An 18,795-nucleotide genomic window follows, 5' to 3' on the forward strand; every position below is an offset into this window, starting at 1 on the left:
AAGGCTATCCCGACGGCCGGGGGCCCATGGAATGCATCCGGACAAGCGCTTTGCCACGATAGACGCCATGCGCGGGCTGGCCGCCATCGGCGTGATGCTGTTCCATGTCCGTCAGGACGTCGGGTTCCAGGTGCCGGGCGGTTATCTCGCCGTGGACCTGTTCTTCTGCCTCAGTGGATTCGTCATTGCCCGCGCCTACGAGATGCGCCTGCGTGACGGGTTGGGCGCGCGCGAGTTCGTAGAGCGCCGGATCGTGCGCCTCTGGCCGATGCTGGCGCTGGGGGCATTGCTGGGAATAGCCATACATGGCGGGCACGCGGGGATGCTCTTCCTCCTGCCGAACTGGCTTTCGGACGGATTGCTCTACCCTGCCAACCCGCCACTCTGGTCACTGCTCTTCGAGATGGTGACCTACATCGCCTTTGCGCTGGTTCTGCATCAGTTGAACACATTGACCCTCGCGGTGATCGCGGGTGCTTCGGGATTGGTCCTCGCAGGTTATTCCGGGACACCAATGCGTTTCGCCGACCTCGGTGCAGACTGGGTGAGTTTTGGCGCCGGGTTTGCACGTGTCGGCTATGCGTTCAGCGCCGGGGTTATCGTCCATCGAATGACGATCAGTCGCACCACGGCCAGGCTTTCGACCCTCGGCTGGTCCCTTGCCCTACCTCTGGCCGGCGTATTCATGCTGGTTGGTGAAGCGGATAATCGGGCAGCGCTTGCCTTCGTACTTCTCGGTGTCCCCGCTCTCACTGCAGCGGCGAGCCAGGTCGAAGTCCCGCAGCGTCGTCTCGCGGCCTTCCTCGGCGATGCGTCCTATCCGCTATACTGCATTCACGTCCCCTTGCTCGCGCTGATGGTGGGCGCAAGCGACGCAGCGGTCCTGACCGCTTGCGCCGCGCTGGTTATTGCAAGTGTAGCTCTGGATCGTCTCCTCGACCGCCCCCTGCGCAGCAAGCTCGACCTGCTGCGCAAGCGCGGTCGCGCCGAGGTCAGACCCGCATCGGCATGAGGACGTAGAGCGCCGGTGAATCGTCGTTCTTGCGGATCAGCGTCGGGGCACCCGCATCGGCCAGATGGATTTCGACAGTGTCGCTGTCGATCTGGTTGAGGATGTCCTTGAGATAGGTCGCATTGAAGCCGATCTCGAAAGCATCAGCCGAATACTCGGCAGGCACTTCTTCCGATGCGACGCCATTGTCGGGCGAGGTCACGGTCAGCGTTACCTTGTCCCGGTCGAGGCCCATCTTGACCGCACGGGTCTTCTCCGTGGCGATGGTCGCAACGCGGTCCACACCCTCGAAGAAACTCTTTGGATCAAGCTTGAGGAGCTTGTCGTTACCCGTTGGAATGACGCGCGAATAGTCGGGGAAGGTTCCGTCGATCAGCTTGCTGGTGAGAACGACACCGCCCTCGCCACCAAGGGTGAAACGGACCTTGCTCGCCGAAAGGTCGATCTGGACATTGCCGTCCATCGCTTCTTCCAGCAGCTTGCGCAGCTCGGCCACGGCTTTGCGCGGCACGATAACGTCGGGCATTCCCTCTGCGCCGTCAGGGCGGGCAATGGTGAAACGCGCAAGACGGTGACCGTCGGTCGCGGCGGCCTTGAGCACCGGCTGGTCCTCGTCCGAAACGTGCAGGAAGATGCCGTTGAGGTAATAGCGGGTCTCTTCGGTCGAGATCGCGAAACGGGTGCGATCGATCAGCTCGGCCAGCGTCTTGGCGGGCACTTCGAAGCTGGTCGGCAGGTCGCCTTCGACGATCACCGGGAAATCATCGCGCGGCAGGGTCGGCAGGCTGAAACGGCTGCGTCCGGCCTTCACGGCCATGCGGTTTTCGGCGGTTTCGAGGCTGACCTGGCTGCCTTCGGGCAGCTTGCGGGCGATATCGAACAGCAGGTGCGCGGAAACCGTGATCGAACCCGGGCTTTCGACGCTGGCGCTCATGTGCTCGATCACCTGGAGGTCGAGGTCGGTCGCCATGACCTTGAGCGAATTGTCGCCTTCGGCCTCGATCAGCACATTCGACAGGATGGGGATCGTGTTGCGGCGTTCCACCACCGACTGCACGTGTGAGAGACAGCGCAGGAGTGTTGCGCGTTCGATAGTGGCCTTCATGGTCCTTCTTTCGTCCCTGCTGGGCGCAGAAGGGGCCGGAATCGCCCCCTGAGCGCCGGAATACGGATATTCACCCTAGCGAGGCCGCCAAAGGGGGCAAGGCTGCAGCGCCCTGCCCCTGCTTTCCTTGGGGAAAACTGGCGATTTAGCTGATCATCGCCATGCCGCCGTTCACGTGCAGCGTCTGACCCGTGACATAGGCGGCCTCGTCGCTGGCGAGATAGGCCACGGCGGCTCCGATCTCGTCGCCTTCACCCATGCGCCCCATCGGGATGCGGGCATTGATCGCGGCCTTCTGGTCGTCGGTCAGAGCGTCGGTCATCGCGGTTCGGATGAAGCCGGGAGCGACGCAGTTCACGGTGACCCCGCGGCTCGCCAGTTCCTGCGCCAGGCTCTTCGACATGCCGGTAAGGCCTGCCTTGGCCGCGGTGTAGTTCATCTGGCCCGGATTGCCGGTCGCCCCGACCACGCTGGTGATCGAAATGATCCGCCCATGGCGCGCCTTCATCATCGGGCGGGCGGCGGCGCGCATCAGGCGGAAGCTCGCCTCGAGGTTGATGCGGATAACATCGTCCCACTCCTCGTCCTTCATCCGCATGGCGAGATTGTCGCGCGTGATGCCGGCATTGTTGACGAGGATGTCGATCTTGCCGAGCGTGTCGACGGTTGCCGGGATCAGTTCCTCGACCTGCGTCGTGTTCGACAGGTCGCAAGTGATCTCGACGTGGTCATGGCCGAACTCGTCGTTGAGCTGCTCGCGGAAGGAGCGCAGCTTGGCCGCGTTCGAGCCCGAGAGTGCGAGGCGAGCCCCCTGCTTCGCCAGCGCATAGGCGATCGAGGAACCGATACCGCCGCTGGCGCCGGTGACGAGCGCGGTCTTTCCTTCGAGGCTGAACATTATCCCTGCTCCTTCGCGAAATTCTCGAGATCTTCCATCGTGACGAGGCTTACCGTCGCGGCGTCGGGCGCGATCCGGCCGACCATCGGGCCGAGGACCTTGCCGCCGAGTTCGACGAAGCGATCGATCCCCGCCGCATGCATGGCCAGCACGCTCTCGCGCCAGCGCACACGGCCGGTCACCTGCTCGACCAGCAACCTCTGTTCCTCGCCCGCATCGGTAACGCGCGCGGCAGTCACGTTGGCAAAAATGGGAACGGAGAATGCCTGTGGCGGGGCGTCGCCGAGCGCAGCCTCCATGCGGCGCGCCGCCGGCTCCATCAGCGAACAATGGAATGGTGCCGACACGGGCAGCTTGATGCCGCGCTTGATCCCGTGATCCTTGGCGAGCTCTATAGCACGCTCGATTGCCTCTACATGACCCGATATGACTACCTGCGTCGGATCGTTGTCGTTGGCGACCTCGCAAACCTGCCCCTGAGCCGCCGCAGCGGCCAGTGCCGTAGCCTTTTCGATGTCCGCACCGAGCAGTGCCGCCATCGCGCCGACGCCAACCGGCACTGCATCCTGCATCGCCGTCCCGCGCAGTCGAAGGAGCCTCGCGGCATCGCTGAGCGAGAAAGCCCCGGCGGCGCACAGTGCGCTGTATTCGCCGAGCGAGTGGCCCGCGACACACTCGGCCTTGTCGGCGAGGATCACGCCGAATTCCTTCTCCAGCACGCGCAAAGTGGCGATGGAGTTAGCCATGATCGCGGGCTGCGCATTGGCGGTCATCGTAAGATCGGCCTCGGGACCGTCCTTCATCAGGGCCGAGAGCTTCTGCCCCAATGCCTCGTCGACTTCCTCGAAAACCTCGCGGGCGTGGGCGCTGGCCTCGGCGAGCTCGACGCCCATGCCGACCTTCTGGCTTCCCTGGCCGGGGAAGATGAATGCGTTCATTGTTCTCTCCTTCACGCGCGGCGCGCCTAGCGGCGGCCTGCGTCCGCCTCAAGTCCGAAGGGCACGATCCTGTTGGCAGACGTGTGTCCGATCTCGGCGCGACCGAGATATTCTAGGCCGCGCTTGTCGCACCAGTAACGGGCAATATCCTCGACACCTGCTCCGAATGGGCGGTCGTTTTCGGGGACTGCCGTGACCTGGCCAAGGCGCAAACCGGCTACGTCGCGCAGGTGGGCGGTCACATGGAAGAACAGCCGGTCGATCGCGTATTCATACTCTCCGACCTCTTCCACCAGCACCTCATGGCCTGCGAGAGTGGGCATGAATTCGGTGCCGGCCATCATGGCCAGCGTATAGAGATTGAACGCCGCGGCAGGAGCTCCGGTCAGTCCAGGCTCGAGACCGTCGCGATCACCGGAAAACCAGCGAAGCACACGACGGATTGCGTCCGCCCCGCCCTCGCGCATGATATCGACCGGCATGGGCGAGTGTACGGCATGGCCGATCCCGGCACGATAGAGACCGCCGAGCAGCGTACCGAGATCAGAATAGCCGAAATAGGTCTTGCGCCGCGCCGCTTCGCCCATGCGCCCGAAAAACTCGCCAGCGATGCGGTTCGAGCCATAGCCGCCCTTGGCGAACCAGACCGCATCGAATTGTGGGTCGTCTGCACAATCGAGCAGAGCGGACAGACGCACAGCATCGTTTCCGGCGAAATGCCCGTCCTCGATGAAGCACTGGTCATGGAAATGAAGTTCGAGGCTGGGAAACTCGGTCTCGGCAATCGCCAGTACCTCGTCTGCCCACACCCGCTTGAGCGGTGTTGCGGGGGCACAGATGGCGATAGAGCGCAGCTCGCTTGGCACGGGCCATCCCATGCCCGCTTGTGTTCATGCTGACAACTGCATAGCGGTGCGCGCAATGACCGACAGCACTCCAGACATGCCCACTCCCGAGGAGCTTTTCGCCCGCCCGTTCTTCTTCTGCGGTATCGGCGGTTCGGGAATGCTGCCGCTTGCCCAGATTCTCAAGGGACGCGGCTGCACGGTAGAGGGGTCCGACCGCAGCTTCGACCAAGGCCGCACGCCTGACAAGTTTGCAGCTATGCAGGATCAGGGACTGGTCCTTCACCCGCAGGACGGCAGTGGCATCGTTTCGAAGGACCAGATTCTCGTCGCCTCGGCCGCGATCGAAGATACCGTTCCCGAAGTTCAGCGCGCCAGGGAACTGGGGTGCCTGCGCCTCACCCGGGCGGAGCTGAATTCGATCCTGTTCAACACCAGCGGAGCAGGTCTCGCGATTGCCGGGACCAGCGGCAAGTCGACCGTGACGGGCATGCTGGGCTGGATCCTGCATGCGTGTGGGCGGGAGCCGACGATCATGAACGGCGCGGTGATGAAGAACTTCGTCTCGCCGGAGCGGCCTTATGCCAGTGCAGTCGTTGGCAGCCAGTCGATCTACGTCAGCGAAGTGGACGAAAGCGACGGGTCCATCGCGCTTTATCGTCCGGCGGTCGGCGTGCTGCTCAACGTCAGTCTCGACCACAAGAGCATGGAGGAACTGCGCCAGCTTTTCGGCGACTACCTCGAACGCAGCCGTATCGCGGTAATCAATGCCGACGATCCCGAAGCTCTGGCGCTGCTGCCGCGTGCGAAAGAAGTCATCACTTTCGGGATCGAACAAGAGAAGGCCCAGATCGGTATCGTGCCCGGCTCTATCGCCGAGGGACCGGTTCGGCAGGCAGCGCTCGTGGTGGACCGCCACGACGGTAGCGAACACGCCCTGCGCCTCGCCCTCCCCGGCAGGCACAATCTTTCCAACGCCCTCGCGGCGATTGCCGGAGCAGCGGCTGCCGGCATACGGGTGGCCAGTGCCGTCGCGGCCTTGGCCGATTTCCAGGGCCTGGCGCGGCGATTCGACATTGTCGGCACCACTGTTGCGGCAATTACCGTCATCGACGACTTCGGCCATAATCCGGAGAAATGCGCTGCGACGCTGCGGACCCTGCGCGCGCACCCGGGCCGCGTCATCGCCTTCTTCCAGCCCCATGGCTATGGCCCGCTGCGCCAGATGGGCCACGAACTCGCCGAGACTTTTGCTCACGAGCTGGAGCCCGATGACCGCGTGATCCTGTGCGACCCGGTCTATTTCGGCGGCACTGTCGATCGCAGCGAGGGGAGCGAAAGGATCGTGCGCATGGTCGAGGAAGCCGGTGGCCGTGCTGACTACATCCCGAGCCGCAAGGCAGTGGGCGACCGCATCGTCAGCATCGCGTCACCGGGAGACCGCATCGTGGTGATGGGCGCACGCGACGATACGCTGAGCGACTTCGCCCGCGATATCTTCCAGCGCCTGTCCTAGATCGCGCCGGGGCCTGCGCTCTCGCGATCCCAGGCACGGCGGAAACCTTCACGTGCCTTGAGGCGATCACGGTAAGCCTTGAGGCTGTCCGGCACGCCTTCATCAAGCCCGACACGCTCGGCCAAGACCAGCGCATAGCCGCAACATATGTCGGCCACCGTGAAGCGGTCTGCGCAGAGATAGTCGCGCGTTTCGAGACGCTGTTCGAGCTTAACCAAACGCTTCCAGAACCACTTGGCATAGGCGTGGCCAGCCTCTTCCCAACCCTTGTCCTTTTCGAACAGGGCGAACCGCATGTAGACTGTCTGCGGGAAGGTGATCGTTGCGTCGGCGTGGTAAGTGAAATCGCAATAGGCCGCGTAGTCCGGCTCGCCCGGGGCAATTGCGAGATCGGTGTACCCGCACTTGGTCGCAAGATAGTGGGCGATCGCGCAGCTTTCGGTCATGCGAGCCTCGCCGTCGACAAGCATGGGTACCGTGCCGAGAGGATTTATCTCCAGATATTCGGGCGCCTGGAACCGTGGCGGGAACGGAAGGAGTTTCAACTCGATCTCGATACCAGCTTCCTCCGCAGCCCAGGTGGCGCGAAATCCGCGCGAACGTGCGCAGGTATAAAGGAGCGGTACTTCAGTCATGCGAGTGCGGGCCTAGCCGAAGGACCTTGTGAAGGAGGAAGGCGATGAGGAAGCCAAGCACCAGCCCGACGACAGCCGAGGCAAGGGCGTAGGAAAGCCAGCCCAGCACGCCTGCCAGAGCCCCTGTCGCCATCTCGACGGCATGCTGAAGATTGTGCGCAATATCGGCAGGACCATGCACGCCGAGTTCTTCGAGGCCGTGCAGGATGATTCCGCCGCCTACCCACAGCATCGCAATTGTGCCGACAAAAGAGAGGATAGTGAGCACCTTAGGCATGGCATGCACCAACCAGCATCCGAAGCGTTCGGTCGCCGGCCGTTCGCTCTTGGCAAGGTGTAGGCCGATATCGTCCATTTTCACGATCAGCGCGACGGCGCCATAGATGCCGAAGGTTATCGCAACGCCCACAAGCGCGAGCACACCCGCGCGAACAATCAGCGATTCATCCGCGACGGACGAAAGCGTAATCGCCATGATCTCGGCGGAAAGGATGAGGTCGGTCCGGATCGCGCCGTTGACCCGCTGCTTTTCGAAGACGGCCATGTCCTCGATCGGGTCTTCCAGAGTGTCGCCGTGCTCTTCGCCGGTCAGCCACTCCATGACCTTCTCGGCCCCTTCATAGCTTAGATAGGCACCGCCGAGCATGAGGATGGGAGTTATGGCCCACGGCAGGAAGGCGCTGAGCAGGAGGGCTGCCGGCAGGAGGATGACCAGCTTGTTGAAAAGGCTCCCCCGGGTGATCTTGGCAATGATCGGAAGCTCGCGATCGGGCGTAAAACCGGTCACGTAGTTCGGCGTTACGGCAGCATCATCGATGACAACACCCGCAGCCTTCGAACCCGCTTTGGATGCGGCCACGCCTACATCGTCTATCGAAGCGGCGGCTGCACGGGCGATCACGGCCACGTCATCAAGCAGGGCGACAAGTCCACCGGGCACGCAAATCTCCTTCGTTTCACACCCAATGCCGCCCTGCCCGCACCGTTCCAAGGTCGCAAGCCTTGCATTCCCCGCAAATCCGGCTATGTGCGCGCATCCCTCGCTTCCGGGCAGGGATTCGAAGAAAGCCGGAGGGGCCCCGCAATCCCGCGGATCAGCCAGCGATCGGCCCGAAGTGAAAGGAAGTCCACATGGCTCTTTATGAGCACGTGTTCCTTGCGCGCCAGGATCTGAGCCAGGCTCAGGTCGATGCATTGGCAGCGCAGGCTACCGAGATTGTCGAGAAGAACGACGGCAAGGTCACCAAGACGGAGACTTGGGGCCTCAAGAACCTCGCCTACAAGATCGACCGCAACCGCAAGGCGCACTTCGTTCTGCTCAACATCGAGGGCCCCGGCTCCGTCGTTGCAGAACTCGAGCGCCAGACCCGCATCAACGAAGACGTGATCCGTTACATGACGATCGCCGTGGACCAGCACGAAGCTGGCCCGTCGGTCATGATGCGCAAGAACGAACGCGACAAGAAGCGTCGCGAAAACCGTGAGGAGCGCGACTGATGGCCCGCCCGTTTTTCCGCCGCCGCAAGTCCTGCCCGTTCTCGGGCAAGAACGCCCCCGCGATCGACTACAAGGATGTGCGCCTCCTCCAGGGCTTCATGTCCGAGCGTGGCAAGATCGTCCCGAGCCGCATCACCGCCGTCAGCGCGAAGAAGCAGCGTGAACTGGCCAAGGCCATCAAGCGCGCCCGCCACATCGGCCTGCTGCCGTACATCGTGAAGTAAGAGGAGAAGGCACATGGATATCATTCTCCTCGAACGTATCGAGAAGCTCGGCACCATCGGCGACGTCGTCACCGTGAAGGACGGCTATGCCCGCAACTTCCTGCTCCCGCAGAAGAAGGCACTGCGCGCCAACGAAGCCAACAAGAAGGTCTTCGAAGCGAATCGCGACCGCCTGGAAAAGGAAAACGCGGAACGCCGCACCGAAGCCGAAAAGGCCGGCCAGAAGGTCGAAGGCGCAGAGATCGTCCTGATCCGCGCGTCGTCGAACACCGGCCAGCTCTACGGTTCGGTCAATGTCCGTGACATCGCCCTTGCTCTCGGCGAGCAGGGCCACGAGATCGACAAGAAGCAGGTGATCATGGGTCATCCGATCAAGACCATCGGCATGCACGATGTTCGCGTCGACCTGCACCCCGAAGTCTCGATCACGATCAAGGCCAATGTCGCCCGTTCGGACGACGAGGCTGAACTGCAGCGCCAGGGCGTCGACGTCATGGCTGCCATGTTCGAAGAAGATCAGGCTGCCGAAGGCGGCGCCGGTTTCACCGAAGCCGTCGACCCCACGCTCGAGCCCGGCGAAATCCCCGCCGACATGCTCGAAGGCAGCGAGAGCGAAGAAGAGGCCTGAGCCTGCTTCGAAACTCTCTCAAGAGAACAAGAGGGCGCGATCCGCAAGGGTCGCGCCCTTTTTGTAATATACCCCTGCCATGTGGCATGGGGCCAAAACGATAAACGCCAACGATAAACACAAGAGGCAGGAGTAAACGCCCATGGAAAATATCGACCAGGTCCTCGACCGGCTCGAGGCCGTCTACGAAACCGCAGTCCTTCGGCTGCGCGAGGATGTCATCGCCTACGGTCGCAACCGCGATCTTCCCGCACCCGAGCGCCGCGCCGACGGCAGCTATGCCTATCCCGAACTGCGCCTGCGCTTTCGCGGCGGCGAACAACCGGAAGACCGCAACCGTGCCTTTGGCCGCCTCAATGCGCCGGGCCTTTACACCACCACGGTTACCCGCCCGGCACTGTTTCGCGACTATCTCAAGGAACAGCTCGAACTGATCTCGGAAAATTACGAGGTCGAGGTTGAGGTCGGCTCCTCGCGCCAGGAAATCCCCTTCCCCTATGTGCTCGATGGCGAGGCCAGTTCGGTACTCGTCGGAGTAGATCCCAACTCGGTCGCTCGCCACTTCCCCTCAACCGAGCTTGCCGACATCGGTGACGAGCTGGCGGACGGCATGATCCTTGGCGGCGCAGACGACGCCATCCCACTTTCGCTGTTCGATGGCCTGCGCACCGATTTCAGCCTTGCGCGTCTTGCCCACTATACCGGGACGGCGCCCGAGCACTTCCAGCGCTTCATCCTGTTCACCAACTACCACCGCTATGTCGACGAATTCGTCGATTGGGCGGGCGCACAGCTGGGCGAGAACGGTTACACTGCGCTGGCCGGCGCCGGTGGTCTCCTGCTCACCGAGAAGACCGAAAACGCGCGCGAACAGTTGTCCGATACCGCGTGGCGACGTCACCAGATGCCGGCCTATCACCTCGTCGGTCCCGACCACGAGGGTATCACGCTGGTGAATATCGGCGTCGGACCTTCAAACGCGAAGACGATTTGCGACCACCTCGCCGTACTGCGCCCCGAGGCCTGGCTGATGATCGGCCACTGTGGAGGCCTTCGTCCGAGCCAGAAGATCGGCGACTACGTACTCGCGCATGCATACCTGCGCGACGACCACGTGCTCGATCCCGTCCTTCCGCCGGAGATTCCCCTGCCCGCCATCGCCGAGGTCCAGCAGGCTCTCGCCAAGGCCGCCGAAATGGTGTCGGGCGAACATGGTGCCGATCTCAAGAAGCGCATGCGCACCGGCACCGTAGTCACCACCGACGACCGTAACTGGGAGCTTCGCTATACCCAGTCGGCCCACCGCATGAGCCTCAGTCGCGCAGTCGGGGTCGACATGGAAAGCGCTACCATCGCCGGACAGGGGTACCGCTTCCGCGTCCCCTACGGCACGCTGCTATGCGTTTCGGACAAACCGCTTCACGGCGAAATCAAGCTGCCCGGCCAGGCTAACAAGTTCTACGAAGAAGCGATCGCGGCCCATCTCGAGATCGGCGTCACCGCCTGTCGCCTGCTACGTGACGAGGGGCCGAGGCTCCACAGCCGCAAACTGCGCGCTTTCAACGAGCCGCCGTTCAGGTGATAAGCTCCCCTTGATTGTAGGGGAGAGATGGATGTCGGAAACACCGAACCGATCGCGATCAATTGCCGGACGTGTCGCTATCGTGACCGGCGCCGCCAGCGGAATGGGGCGCGCTACTGCAAGGTTGTTCGCCGAACAGGGTGCCAAGGTCGCGGTGACCGATCTCGACGTAGCGGCCTGCCAGGAAGTTGCGCGAGATTGCGGGACTAATGCCAGGCCCTATGCGCTCGATGTTGGTGACGCAGACGCTATCAAGCGTGTGGTTGCTCAGGTCGCGGAAGACTTCGGCGGGATCGACATCCTCGTCAACAATGCCGGCGTTTCCAGCTTCTGCCCCCTCGACGAGGGCGATGCCTACGAGGAAATCTGGGCTCGTTCGCTTGCAGTCATGCTCACCGCCCACCAGCGAATGGTCCGGGCTGCCCTCCCCCACCTGCGCAAGAGCGATGCGGCGCGGATCGTCAATATCGCTTCGACCGAAGGTCTCGGTGCAACACCCGGAGATACACCTTATGTCGCCGCCAAGACCGGCGTGACCGGGCTGACCCGTGGCCTGGCGGTCGATCTCGGGCCCGAAGGGATCACGGTCAATTGCATCTGTCCCGGCCCAATCAGCACGGCGATGACCGACAAGGTGCCGGACGAACACAAGGTGATCTTCGCCAAGCGTCGCACTGCCTTGAAGAGATATGGCGATCCCGAGGAAGTCGCGCACATGACGCTCTCTCTCGTTCTACCCGCTGCAAGCTACATCACCGGTGCGGTCATCCCGGTCGATGGGGGACTGATGGCGCGAAACGCGTAGTTTAGTTGACTTCCATCCATTCGCCGATGATCCGTGCGGCATCAGCCGGATCCTAGAAGGGATGGAAATGGGTCATGTCCGGACGGTAAAGGTCGCGCCCATAAGGGATCGCAGCGGCCAGCCCGGGCCAGGTCGGTGAAGACTTGAAGTCGTGCATTCCCAATTGCTTCGCCCGCACCACCAGGGTTGGGCAGGCTAGCTTTCGCGCAGCATCGAGAACTCCAGGATTGCTGCGGCTGGTCATGTAGACGCTCGCCTCCGTTTCCGGGGCGCAGGCGAGCACCATGCCTTCCCCATCTGTTGCCGGTAGCAGTCCGAAGCGAGAGTAATCTTCGAACACTCGCCCATCGAACAGGTCATAGGGATCGCGACTGCGAAACCTGTCGATCATTTCTTCGACGCCGGCGAACCGGTTCTTGCGGCGAGAAGTCGGATGATCCTCGATCGGATCGGCGCCTTCATAGAGCTCCGGTGAAAGCACCACAGGGTCGAAAAGGACGAGCCGCGAGAACAGGTCAGGATTGTCGGCGGCGCATTGGAGGATGGAATGCGCGCCCATCGAATGGCCGATGCCTTGCGCGGCCCCTACACGCGCTTCCGCCAAAACGGCAGCAATGTCGCGGGCGAACTCGATCCAATGCTCAATTCGGACACTTTGCGAACGGCCGTGCCCGCGCATGTCGAGTTGAAGGATATGGCGTTTGGGAAAAAACTCGGCGATGGCATCGAATACACGGCCGTGGAAGCCGGTTGCATGCGCGAATACCATTGTCGGGGCGCTGCCGCGGAATTGCTCTCCACGCTCCCACCAAGCGAGTTTGACGCCTTCGCGAGTGGTCGTGTGAAGGGTGGCCGGATCCTCAGTCACCCCTTGCCTTTGGTCTTGGTCTTCCCTGCCTTGGCATTGGCGACGACGAAGTCGATGATCATGCCGGCGATATCCTTGCCCGTCGCACTTTCGATGCCCTCGAGACCGGGCGAGCTGTTGACCTCCATGATCACCGGACCGTGATTTGACCGAAGCATGTCCACGCCGCAGACGTTGAGGCCCATGCGCTTGGCAGCGCTGACGGCGGTCGACCGCTCTGCGGGCGTGATCTTGACCAGCTCGGCACTGCCTCCACGGTGGAGGTTGCTGCGGAAATCATCGGCTGCACCGGTGCGCTTCATCGCGGCGACAACCTTGCCGCCGATAACGAGCGCACGGATGTCGGTGCCGCCGGCTTCCTTGATGAATTCCTGGACGAGGATGTTGACGTTGGCGCCGCGGAACGCCTCGATCACCGACTTTGCGCTGCTCATGGTCTCGGCAAGCACGACACCGATGCCCTGTGTCCCTTCGAGCAGCTTGATCACCACCGGCGGTCCCTTCACCGCCTTGATGATTTCTTCTGCCTGCTTGGGGTCGTTTGCGTAGGCCGTCAGCGGCAGACCGATGCCGTGCTTGGCAAGGATTTGCATCGAGCGCAGCTTGTCGCGGCTGCGGCCGATGGCGACGCTCTCGTTCAATGGCCACACGCCGCTCATTTCGAACTGGCGCAAGACCGCAAGACCGTAGTTGGTGATCGAAGCCCCGATACGCGGGATGACTGCATCGTACTTCGCCACGGTTTCGCCATTGTAGCTGACCGTCGGACGATGGCTGGCGATATTCACCGTACATCGCAGCGTGTTGAGGATGTCGAGCTGGTGTCCGCGCTGCTCCGCCGCCTCCAGCAGCCGCTGGTGCGAATACAGGTTCGGATTTCGCGCCAGCATGGCGATCTTCATGGCTTGTGACCCTTTTTGGTTTCCAGCTCCGGCGTCTGCAGCCAGGAATAGCCCGAATCGACTACAAACCGGCGTCTTAGCGACGAGCGCCCGACAAGCATGGGAAATTTCATGTCCGAGCGGTTTGCGAGGCTGATCTCGGCGCGAAACTCAGCATCGCCGATCCGCATCGGCGTCTTGATGACGTAACGGTACTGTGTTTCGCCATTAGAACTGGTGATGCCACGAATGTCGACATGCACCGCTTCGCAGATCTGCCGCACTTTCTGCTGCGGGAAGTCGACCGCGAAGCGCACGTACTTCTGACCTTCACGCTCAAACTCTTCAAGCACCGTTGCATGCAGCGAAGAGGTTCGCGCGCCCGTATCGATCTTTGCCGGAATGCCCGACAGACCGAGTTCGGGCAGGTGGACCAGTTCGCGCCAGCCCACGACCGGCAAAACCTTGTTCTTCGCCATCAGCAATCCCCCGCCCGGCAAGCCTCACGCTTGCCGGGTCGAGGTCCCATGGCAAAGATCGGTCGGATTACCAACCGCTCGGCTTGCCCTTGTTCTGCTCGTCGAGCCACTTCTTGAGCGGAGCGAAGTATTCCATCATCGCCTTGCCGCTCATCTGGCGCTCGCCGGTGAATGCCTCCAGCGCATCGGGCCAAGGCTTGCTTGCGCCCATTTCGAGCATCGCCTTGAGGTTCTTGCCGACTTCCTTGTTGCCGTAGAACGAACAGCGGTGAAGCGGCCCCTTCCAGCCGGCCTGGTCACAAGCGGCCTTGTAGAACTGGAACTGTAGCAGGCGCGCAAGGAAGTAGCGCGTGTAGCTGACATTGCCAGGGATGTGGTACTTGGCACCCGCATCGAATGCGTCGGCAGGCCGCTCGACCGGCGGAGTGATGCCTTGGTACTGCAGCTTCAGACCGTGCCACGCGGTGTTGTATTCGGCAGGGGTGATCGAGCCGTCGAACACGCCCCAGCGCCAGCGGTCAACCAGCAGGCCGAAGGGCAGGAACGCGACCTTGTCCATCGCCTGACGAAGCAGCAGGCCGATATCCTTGTCCGCGCTCGGCACGTCCTTGCGGTCGAGCATGCCGATCTGGACGAGGTATTCTGGCGTGATCGAAAGCGCGATGGTGTCGCCGATTGCCTCGTGGAAGCCGTCATTGGCACCGTTCAGATAGAGGAACGGCTGCTCGTTGTAGGCGCGCTGGTAGTAGTTGTGGCCGAGCTCGTGGTGGATGGTCACGAAGTCGTCGGCATTGGGCTTGATGCACATCTTGATGCGCAGATCGTCGACATTGTCGATGTCCCAGGCCGATGCGTGGCAGACCACTTCGCGGTCGGCGGGCTTGGTAAATTGGCTGCGGGTCCAGAACGTGTCCGGCAGCGGCGCGAAACCGAGCGAGGAGAAGAAGCCCTCACCCGCCTTGACCATGTCGATCTCGTTCATGCCCTTCTTGGCGATTAGGTCGGAGATGTCGTATCCGACGTCGCCTGCGCCCTTGGGTGCGACGAGCGGGTAGATATTGCCCCATTCCTGCGCCCACATGTTGCCGAGCAGGTCAGCGCGGATCGGGCCGGTCTTGGGCTGGACCTTGTCGCCGTACTTCTCGTTGAGCTTCCAGCGGACGTAGGTGTGCAGCGCCAAGTAGAGCGGCTTCACTTCCTGCCACATACGCTCCGTCTCGGCGGCAAACTGTTCGGGAGTCATGTCGTAGCCGGAACGCCACATGGCACCCACGTCGGAGAAGCCGAGTTCCTTGGCCCCCGCGTTCGAAAGTCCCACTAGCTCCTGGTACTCGCCCTTCATCGGCGCACCGACATTGGTGTGCCAGCTGGCCCACATCTCCGCGTACTCCGCAGGTGTGTGATTGAGGTTGCCCATCTCGGCCTCGATATCCGACCCGTTGATCGGCTTGCCGTTGAGCGTGCCCTTGCCCGCACCATATTTCGCGCCGAGGCCGACGGCGAGCTGGGCAGCACGCTCTGCGGCACCCTCGGTAGTGGGAGCGGGAAGATTGATTGCGGTGCGCAGGATGTTGAGCTTGCGCTCGACGTCGGGATCAAGCCCCTTCACTTCGGCAAACTTGGCCGCTTCGAGGGCATAGTCGACCGACTTTGCCGCGACCCTGCCGCCGATATCGGCTGCAAGCGCGTTTGTATCGTCGGTGATGTAAGTGGCGTTGATCCAGTCGATGCGTGCCTGTTCGACGATCAGCCTGCCCTGTTCCTTTTCGACCATCGCCACCCAGTCGGCGGCACCTTGCGGCGTCAGCGGGTATTGGTCGGCGGATGCGGCGGCGGGCGCCAGCGGCGCGCTCTCGACCGGCTCCGCATTGGCAGTTGTACAGGCGGCGAGCGAAATGGCGAGCGCGGACAGCGCGACGGGGGCGATTTTCATTGTCATCCTCTCGGGTGGAAATCTGCGACTGGTTTCATTGGCTACCGGATTGCACCTGCAGCCAAGCTTAATCAAGCGGTGCGGCGCGATTTCCGGTCGAGGGCGAGCGCCAGGAGGATAGCCAAGGTCGCGATGATCCACGCGGCCATCTTGATTGGCCTCACCGTCGCAGCAAGTCCCGCAAGCACATCGTCGCCTTCAAATTGGACGAGCTGCACGAACTGCGCCACCGTTTCAGTGTAGTCGGTGGCGAGGAAGAGGAAGCCTGCCATGAGCGAGACCATGCCCAGAGAGCGGACCCGAGACGTGGAGGAGGTCATGAAGTGCCTTCCCCCGAGCATGCAGCCAACGCCGTACACGCCGATCAAGACGAGGTCCCCAATCATCGCGATCGCCGCCTGGTTCCATAGTCCGGCCAGGCGCCATGCGTTCTGGATCCGATCGACTTCTGCCGCCGTCGCGGCGGCCTGATGATCGGCGATGCCCCCCGGCACTTCGGTCAGGACAAGCGGCAGGCTCAATGCGATCACAATGGCGAACAGGACCAGTCCGCCGATCCAGGTCCAGAGAAAGGCGCGCTTGAGTGTCATGCGGTGTCTCCCAGCCAATCGGCAATCGCCTGTCCCATTTCCGGCTTGGTGCAGCTGCTCATGTGATTGCCCGGTACTTCGACGAATGTGGCATCGGGAAGGAGCGCGGCCAGTTCGGACGCCGAGCCATTGTCCCGGTCTTCCTCGCCGCAGACCACCAGCGCGGGTACGGTGATGTTGTCGAGCATGGCAAGGTCGAGGTCCGGCATGGTGTCGAGCAACATGCGTGCAGCGACCCGGTCGACGCCCTGCGACTTCAGGAACATCTTGGAGAAATAGGCCGGATCGCCCTGTTCGATGCTGTCGAATTCATCGATAACCCTGCGGAAAAAGCCCGCGCGCTTCTGCCACTCGCCGAGCCCCGCGGTCCCCATGCCACCGATGACGACGCGAGCAGGTTCGAGGAAGTCCTTGGCCGTGGCATGGAGCGTCGTGCGAGCACCGAGCGAAAAGCCGCCAAGGTCGTAGTCCTGCAATCCCAGATGCTCGACCAATGCCACGACATCACGCACCAAGACGTTTTGCGGATAGGCGGCCGGATCGGTCGGCACCTCGCTCTCCCCGTGCACCCGGAAATCCAGCATCAGCACTTCAAAGCCGCGCGCCGCGATGGTCTCGTGGTGCCCCCACTTGATCCAGTTCATCTCCGAACTCGAGAACAGGCCGTGGAGCAGGACGAATGGCCTGCCTGCCCCGTGACGATGCAGGGCAAGTTCGACTCCGTCGAAACTGGCGAAGCGCTCGGTTCTCATTCGGGAACCTCAAGACCTGCCTGGTGCCAGCGGTCGGCGACACTCTTGGTGTCTTCGCTGCGTTGCCGGGGGAGCGCACGAAGGTCGATCCATGCCTCGTGCAGGCTCTCGGCTCCGGCATGGGCAATCGGCACGAAATCGGAGGGATCGTCGAAGCTGCCGACCGTCAAATCCTGGCCCGTCCCGTCCTTGAAGCGGAAGCCCAGCGGCGTGCCGCAATGCTTGCAGAACGGGCGCTGTGCGATCGGACTGCTGTCGTACCAATCTGGTTGGCTTTCCCAAGTCAGGTGATCGTCTTCGACCTGCACGAAGGCCGCCGCGAAGCCGCCGGTCGCCTTCTGGCACATGCGGCAATGGCAGAGGTAGGCCTCGGCACCCTCGACATCGACTCTGTACCGGACGCGGCCGCACTGGCAGCCGCCTTCCTTCACACCTGAATAACTCATGCTATCCCCACGAACTTGATCCAGTCCTCGCTGCTGCGCGGCTGTTCTTCCATTACCCTGGCATCGGCTGGCAGGCCGATCCACGGCTGCTTGCTCTTCACCCAGACATGCGCGGCAGGTGTGAATGAAGCGCTCAAATCGAGTGTTCCGCAGCGCAAACTGGCCATCCCTTCGCGACTGTCGTTCACTGCGTAGATCCGCGACTTGCACCGGACACAGCCGAAAATGCGCGAATGCGCTCCACTGGGCTGGTCGTATTCTCCGACATCGAGTTCGCCGGAGATCTCCAGATCGCCGAGTGCGAACAGCATGTGTTCGCTGAAGGCCGAGCCGGTGCGGCTCTGGCAGTCGGTGCAATGGCAGGCGTAGGGGTTGAGCCGGAAACCTTCGCGCAAAGTGTAGCGCACCGATCCGCAAAGGCACCCGCCGGTCACTTCGCCTTTCATCGCCTTGCCAGACCTCTCTGCTCCATGCGCCATTTGACCATGTCGATACGATCCTGTCCGAAGAACGGCTCCCCCTCGAAGACAAGGGTCGGTACGCCCCAGTGACCTGCCGCTTCGAGCGCGGCCTGGTTGGCCGCGATTTCCGCATCGAGCGCCTCGGCCTCGCTCGCGACCTCGACTTCGATTTCGGTCGCATCGAGACCGGCACGCTCCAAAGCCGTCGCAAGATGGTCACCCTCGTGCCAGTTCTCTTGCCCACCCCATATCATCCGCCCGGCCTCGGCTGCGAATACGAGCCCCTTGCCCCGCCTCGCTGCCGCCTGCCCCATCCGCGTGACACGACGGATGTAAGGCTGCTCGGCTGCAATTTCCCGCGTCATCACGTTCTGAATGATTGGATCGGGTCGCGGCGCACCGAAGGGGATGCTGTGGAACTGCGCCACACGGATCATGTCGCGCATGGTGTAACCGAGCCAGTTGGGATGATTGCGCTCGAAGAAATCGGGCTGGCGCACTGCTAGCGGATAGACCGGACGCAGCGCGATATCGACGTCATATTCCTCCGACATGGCACGGTACCTGCCGCTCGAAAGGTAGCTGTAGGGCGATCGGAAGCTGAAAAAGAGATCGGCAGTGAGCGTCATCGAGTCCTCCCTCGTGCATTCGTATCGCCGCGTGAAGTCTTGCTTGCAATAGTAAGCATGCTTATTATATG

The 18,795-nt window shown here is 62.4% G+C and carries 22 protein-coding genes; 7 read left to right on the plus strand and 15 right to left on the minus strand.

Annotation, left to right across the window (positions count from 1 at the left end):
• Nucleotides 1-31 precede the first annotated feature (31 nt).
• Nucleotides 32-1,012 (plus strand): acyltransferase family protein, encoded by a 981-nt coding sequence (locus IRL76_RS06785; protein ID WP_200984018.1) that lies wholly within the window; start codon nucleotides 32-34, stop codon nucleotides 1,010-1,012.
• On the opposite strand, the gene dnaN is transcribed toward IRL76_RS06785, so the two are convergent.
• The 4 genes from dnaN to IRL76_RS06805 all read right to left on the minus strand — a co-directional run bounded on the left by dnaN (nucleotide 993) and on the right by IRL76_RS06805 (nucleotide 4,807).
• Complete coding sequence (dnaN, locus tag IRL76_RS06790; RefSeq protein WP_200984019.1) at nucleotides 993-2,117, minus strand: DNA polymerase III subunit beta; 1,125 nt, start codon at nucleotides 2,115-2,117, stop codon at nucleotides 993-995. The genes IRL76_RS06785 and dnaN overlap by 20 nt on opposite strands.
• 145 nt (nucleotides 2,118-2,262) lie before the next feature.
• Nucleotides 2,263-3,015 (minus strand): 3-oxoacyl-[acyl-carrier-protein] reductase, encoded by a 753-nt coding sequence (fabG, locus tag IRL76_RS06795; RefSeq protein WP_200984020.1) that lies wholly within the window; start codon nucleotides 3,013-3,015, stop codon nucleotides 2,263-2,265.
• Complete coding sequence (fabD, locus tag IRL76_RS06800) at nucleotides 3,015-3,953, minus strand: ACP S-malonyltransferase (RefSeq protein ID WP_200984021.1); 939 nt, start codon at nucleotides 3,951-3,953, stop codon at nucleotides 3,015-3,017. The genes fabG and fabD overlap by 1 nt, the downstream gene beginning before the upstream one ends.
• Nucleotides 3,954-3,979: 26 nt before the next feature.
• Nucleotides 3,980-4,807 (minus strand): LD-carboxypeptidase, encoded by an 828-nt coding sequence (locus IRL76_RS06805; RefSeq protein WP_200984214.1) that lies wholly within the window; start codon nucleotides 4,805-4,807, stop codon nucleotides 3,980-3,982.
• Nucleotides 4,808-4,874: 67 nt separating this feature from the next.
• Here IRL76_RS06805 and IRL76_RS06810 point away from each other — a divergent pair, with 67 nt between their 5' ends.
• A complete protein-coding gene (locus IRL76_RS06810; RefSeq protein WP_200984022.1) occupies nucleotides 4,875-6,314 on the plus strand; it encodes a glutamate ligase domain-containing protein in 1,440 nt (479 codons plus the stop codon).
• Here IRL76_RS06810 and IRL76_RS06815 read toward each other — a convergent pair.
• Entirely contained in the window at nucleotides 6,311-6,949 is a 639-nt protein-coding gene (locus IRL76_RS06815) for a glutathione S-transferase family protein (RefSeq protein WP_200984023.1), read from the minus strand. The genes IRL76_RS06810 and IRL76_RS06815 overlap by 4 nt on opposite strands.
• On the minus strand, nucleotides 6,942-7,889 hold the full coding sequence (locus IRL76_RS06820) for a DUF808 domain-containing protein (protein ID WP_200984024.1): 948 nt from the start codon (nucleotides 7,887-7,889) through the stop codon (nucleotides 6,942-6,944). The genes IRL76_RS06815 and IRL76_RS06820 overlap by 8 nt, the downstream gene beginning before the upstream one ends.
• Before the next feature lie 191 nt (nucleotides 7,890-8,080).
• Here IRL76_RS06820 and rpsF point away from each other — a divergent pair, with 191 nt between their 5' ends.
• The 5 genes from rpsF to IRL76_RS06845 all read left to right on the plus strand — a co-directional run bounded on the left by rpsF (nucleotide 8,081) and on the right by IRL76_RS06845 (nucleotide 11,685).
• The gene (gene rpsF, locus IRL76_RS06825; RefSeq protein ID WP_200984025.1) at nucleotides 8,081-8,446 is read left to right on the plus strand and encodes a 30S ribosomal protein S6; all 366 of its coding nucleotides are present in this window, start codon (nucleotides 8,081-8,083) and stop codon (nucleotides 8,444-8,446) included.
• The gene (gene rpsR, locus IRL76_RS06830) at nucleotides 8,446-8,670 is read left to right on the plus strand and encodes a 30S ribosomal protein S18 (RefSeq protein WP_094062939.1); all 225 of its coding nucleotides are present in this window, start codon (nucleotides 8,446-8,448) and stop codon (nucleotides 8,668-8,670) included. Before rpsF ends, rpsR begins: the two co-directional genes overlap by 1 nt.
• A gap of 13 nt (nucleotides 8,671-8,683) precedes the next feature.
• Nucleotides 8,684-9,298, plus strand: coding sequence for a 50S ribosomal protein L9 (gene rplI / locus IRL76_RS06835; protein WP_200984026.1), 615 nt, complete (start codon nucleotides 8,684-8,686; stop codon nucleotides 9,296-9,298).
• Between the two features lie 142 nt (nucleotides 9,299-9,440).
• Complete coding sequence (locus IRL76_RS06840; protein ID WP_200984027.1) at nucleotides 9,441-10,880, plus strand: AMP nucleosidase; 1,440 nt, start codon at nucleotides 9,441-9,443, stop codon at nucleotides 10,878-10,880.
• 31 nt (nucleotides 10,881-10,911) lie between these two features.
• Nucleotides 10,912-11,685: an SDR family NAD(P)-dependent oxidoreductase gene (locus tag IRL76_RS06845; protein WP_200984028.1), complete on the plus strand. Its 774-nt coding sequence runs from the start codon at nucleotides 10,912-10,914 to the stop codon at nucleotides 11,683-11,685.
• 52 nt (nucleotides 11,686-11,737) lie between these two features.
• On the opposite strand, the gene IRL76_RS06850 is transcribed toward IRL76_RS06845, so the two are convergent.
• The 9 genes from IRL76_RS06850 to IRL76_RS06890 all read right to left on the minus strand — a co-directional run bounded on the left by IRL76_RS06850 (nucleotide 11,738) and on the right by IRL76_RS06890 (nucleotide 18,724).
• Nucleotides 11,738-12,553, minus strand: coding sequence for an alpha/beta fold hydrolase (locus IRL76_RS06850; protein ID WP_246450044.1), 816 nt, complete (start codon nucleotides 12,551-12,553; stop codon nucleotides 11,738-11,740).
• Entirely contained in the window at nucleotides 12,550-13,455 is a 906-nt protein-coding gene (rimK, locus tag IRL76_RS06855) for a 30S ribosomal protein S6--L-glutamate ligase (protein ID WP_200984029.1), read from the minus strand. Before rimK ends, IRL76_RS06850 begins: the two co-directional genes overlap by 4 nt.
• Nucleotides 13,452-13,913 carry an ATP-dependent zinc protease family protein gene (locus tag IRL76_RS06860; RefSeq protein ID WP_200984030.1) on the minus strand — a complete coding sequence of 154 codons (462 nt, stop codon included), beginning with the start codon at nucleotides 13,911-13,913 and terminating at the stop codon, nucleotides 13,452-13,454. The genes rimK and IRL76_RS06860 overlap by 4 nt, the downstream gene beginning before the upstream one ends.
• A 67-nt stretch (nucleotides 13,914-13,980) precedes the next feature.
• On the minus strand, nucleotides 13,981-15,846 hold the full coding sequence (locus tag IRL76_RS06865) for a M2 family metallopeptidase (RefSeq protein ID WP_200984031.1): 1,866 nt from the start codon (nucleotides 15,844-15,846) through the stop codon (nucleotides 13,981-13,983).
• Between the two features lie 71 nt (nucleotides 15,847-15,917).
• The gene (locus IRL76_RS06870; RefSeq protein ID WP_200984032.1) at nucleotides 15,918-16,436 is read right to left on the minus strand and encodes a hypothetical protein; all 519 of its coding nucleotides are present in this window, start codon (nucleotides 16,434-16,436) and stop codon (nucleotides 15,918-15,920) included.
• A complete protein-coding gene (locus tag IRL76_RS06875) occupies nucleotides 16,433-17,188 on the minus strand; it encodes an alpha/beta fold hydrolase (protein WP_200984033.1) in 756 nt (251 codons plus the stop codon). The genes IRL76_RS06870 and IRL76_RS06875 overlap by 4 nt, the downstream gene beginning before the upstream one ends.
• Nucleotides 17,185-17,634 carry a GFA family protein gene (locus IRL76_RS06880; RefSeq protein ID WP_200984034.1) on the minus strand — a complete coding sequence of 150 codons (450 nt, stop codon included), beginning with the start codon at nucleotides 17,632-17,634 and terminating at the stop codon, nucleotides 17,185-17,187. The genes IRL76_RS06875 and IRL76_RS06880 overlap by 4 nt, the downstream gene beginning before the upstream one ends.
• Nucleotides 17,631-18,080, minus strand: a complete 450-nt coding sequence (locus IRL76_RS06885) for a GFA family protein (RefSeq protein WP_200984035.1) — start codon at nucleotides 18,078-18,080, stop codon at nucleotides 17,631-17,633. The genes IRL76_RS06880 and IRL76_RS06885 overlap by 4 nt, the downstream gene beginning before the upstream one ends.
• On the minus strand, nucleotides 18,077-18,724 hold the full coding sequence (locus tag IRL76_RS06890; protein ID WP_200984036.1) for a 2-hydroxychromene-2-carboxylate isomerase: 648 nt from the start codon (nucleotides 18,722-18,724) through the stop codon (nucleotides 18,077-18,079). Before IRL76_RS06890 ends, IRL76_RS06885 begins: the two co-directional genes overlap by 4 nt.
• Nucleotides 18,725-18,795: the final 71 nt, after the last annotated feature.

Source organism: Qipengyuania soli (genome assembly GCF_015529805.1).
GTDB lineage: Bacteria > Pseudomonadota > Alphaproteobacteria > Sphingomonadales > Sphingomonadaceae > Qipengyuania > Qipengyuania soli.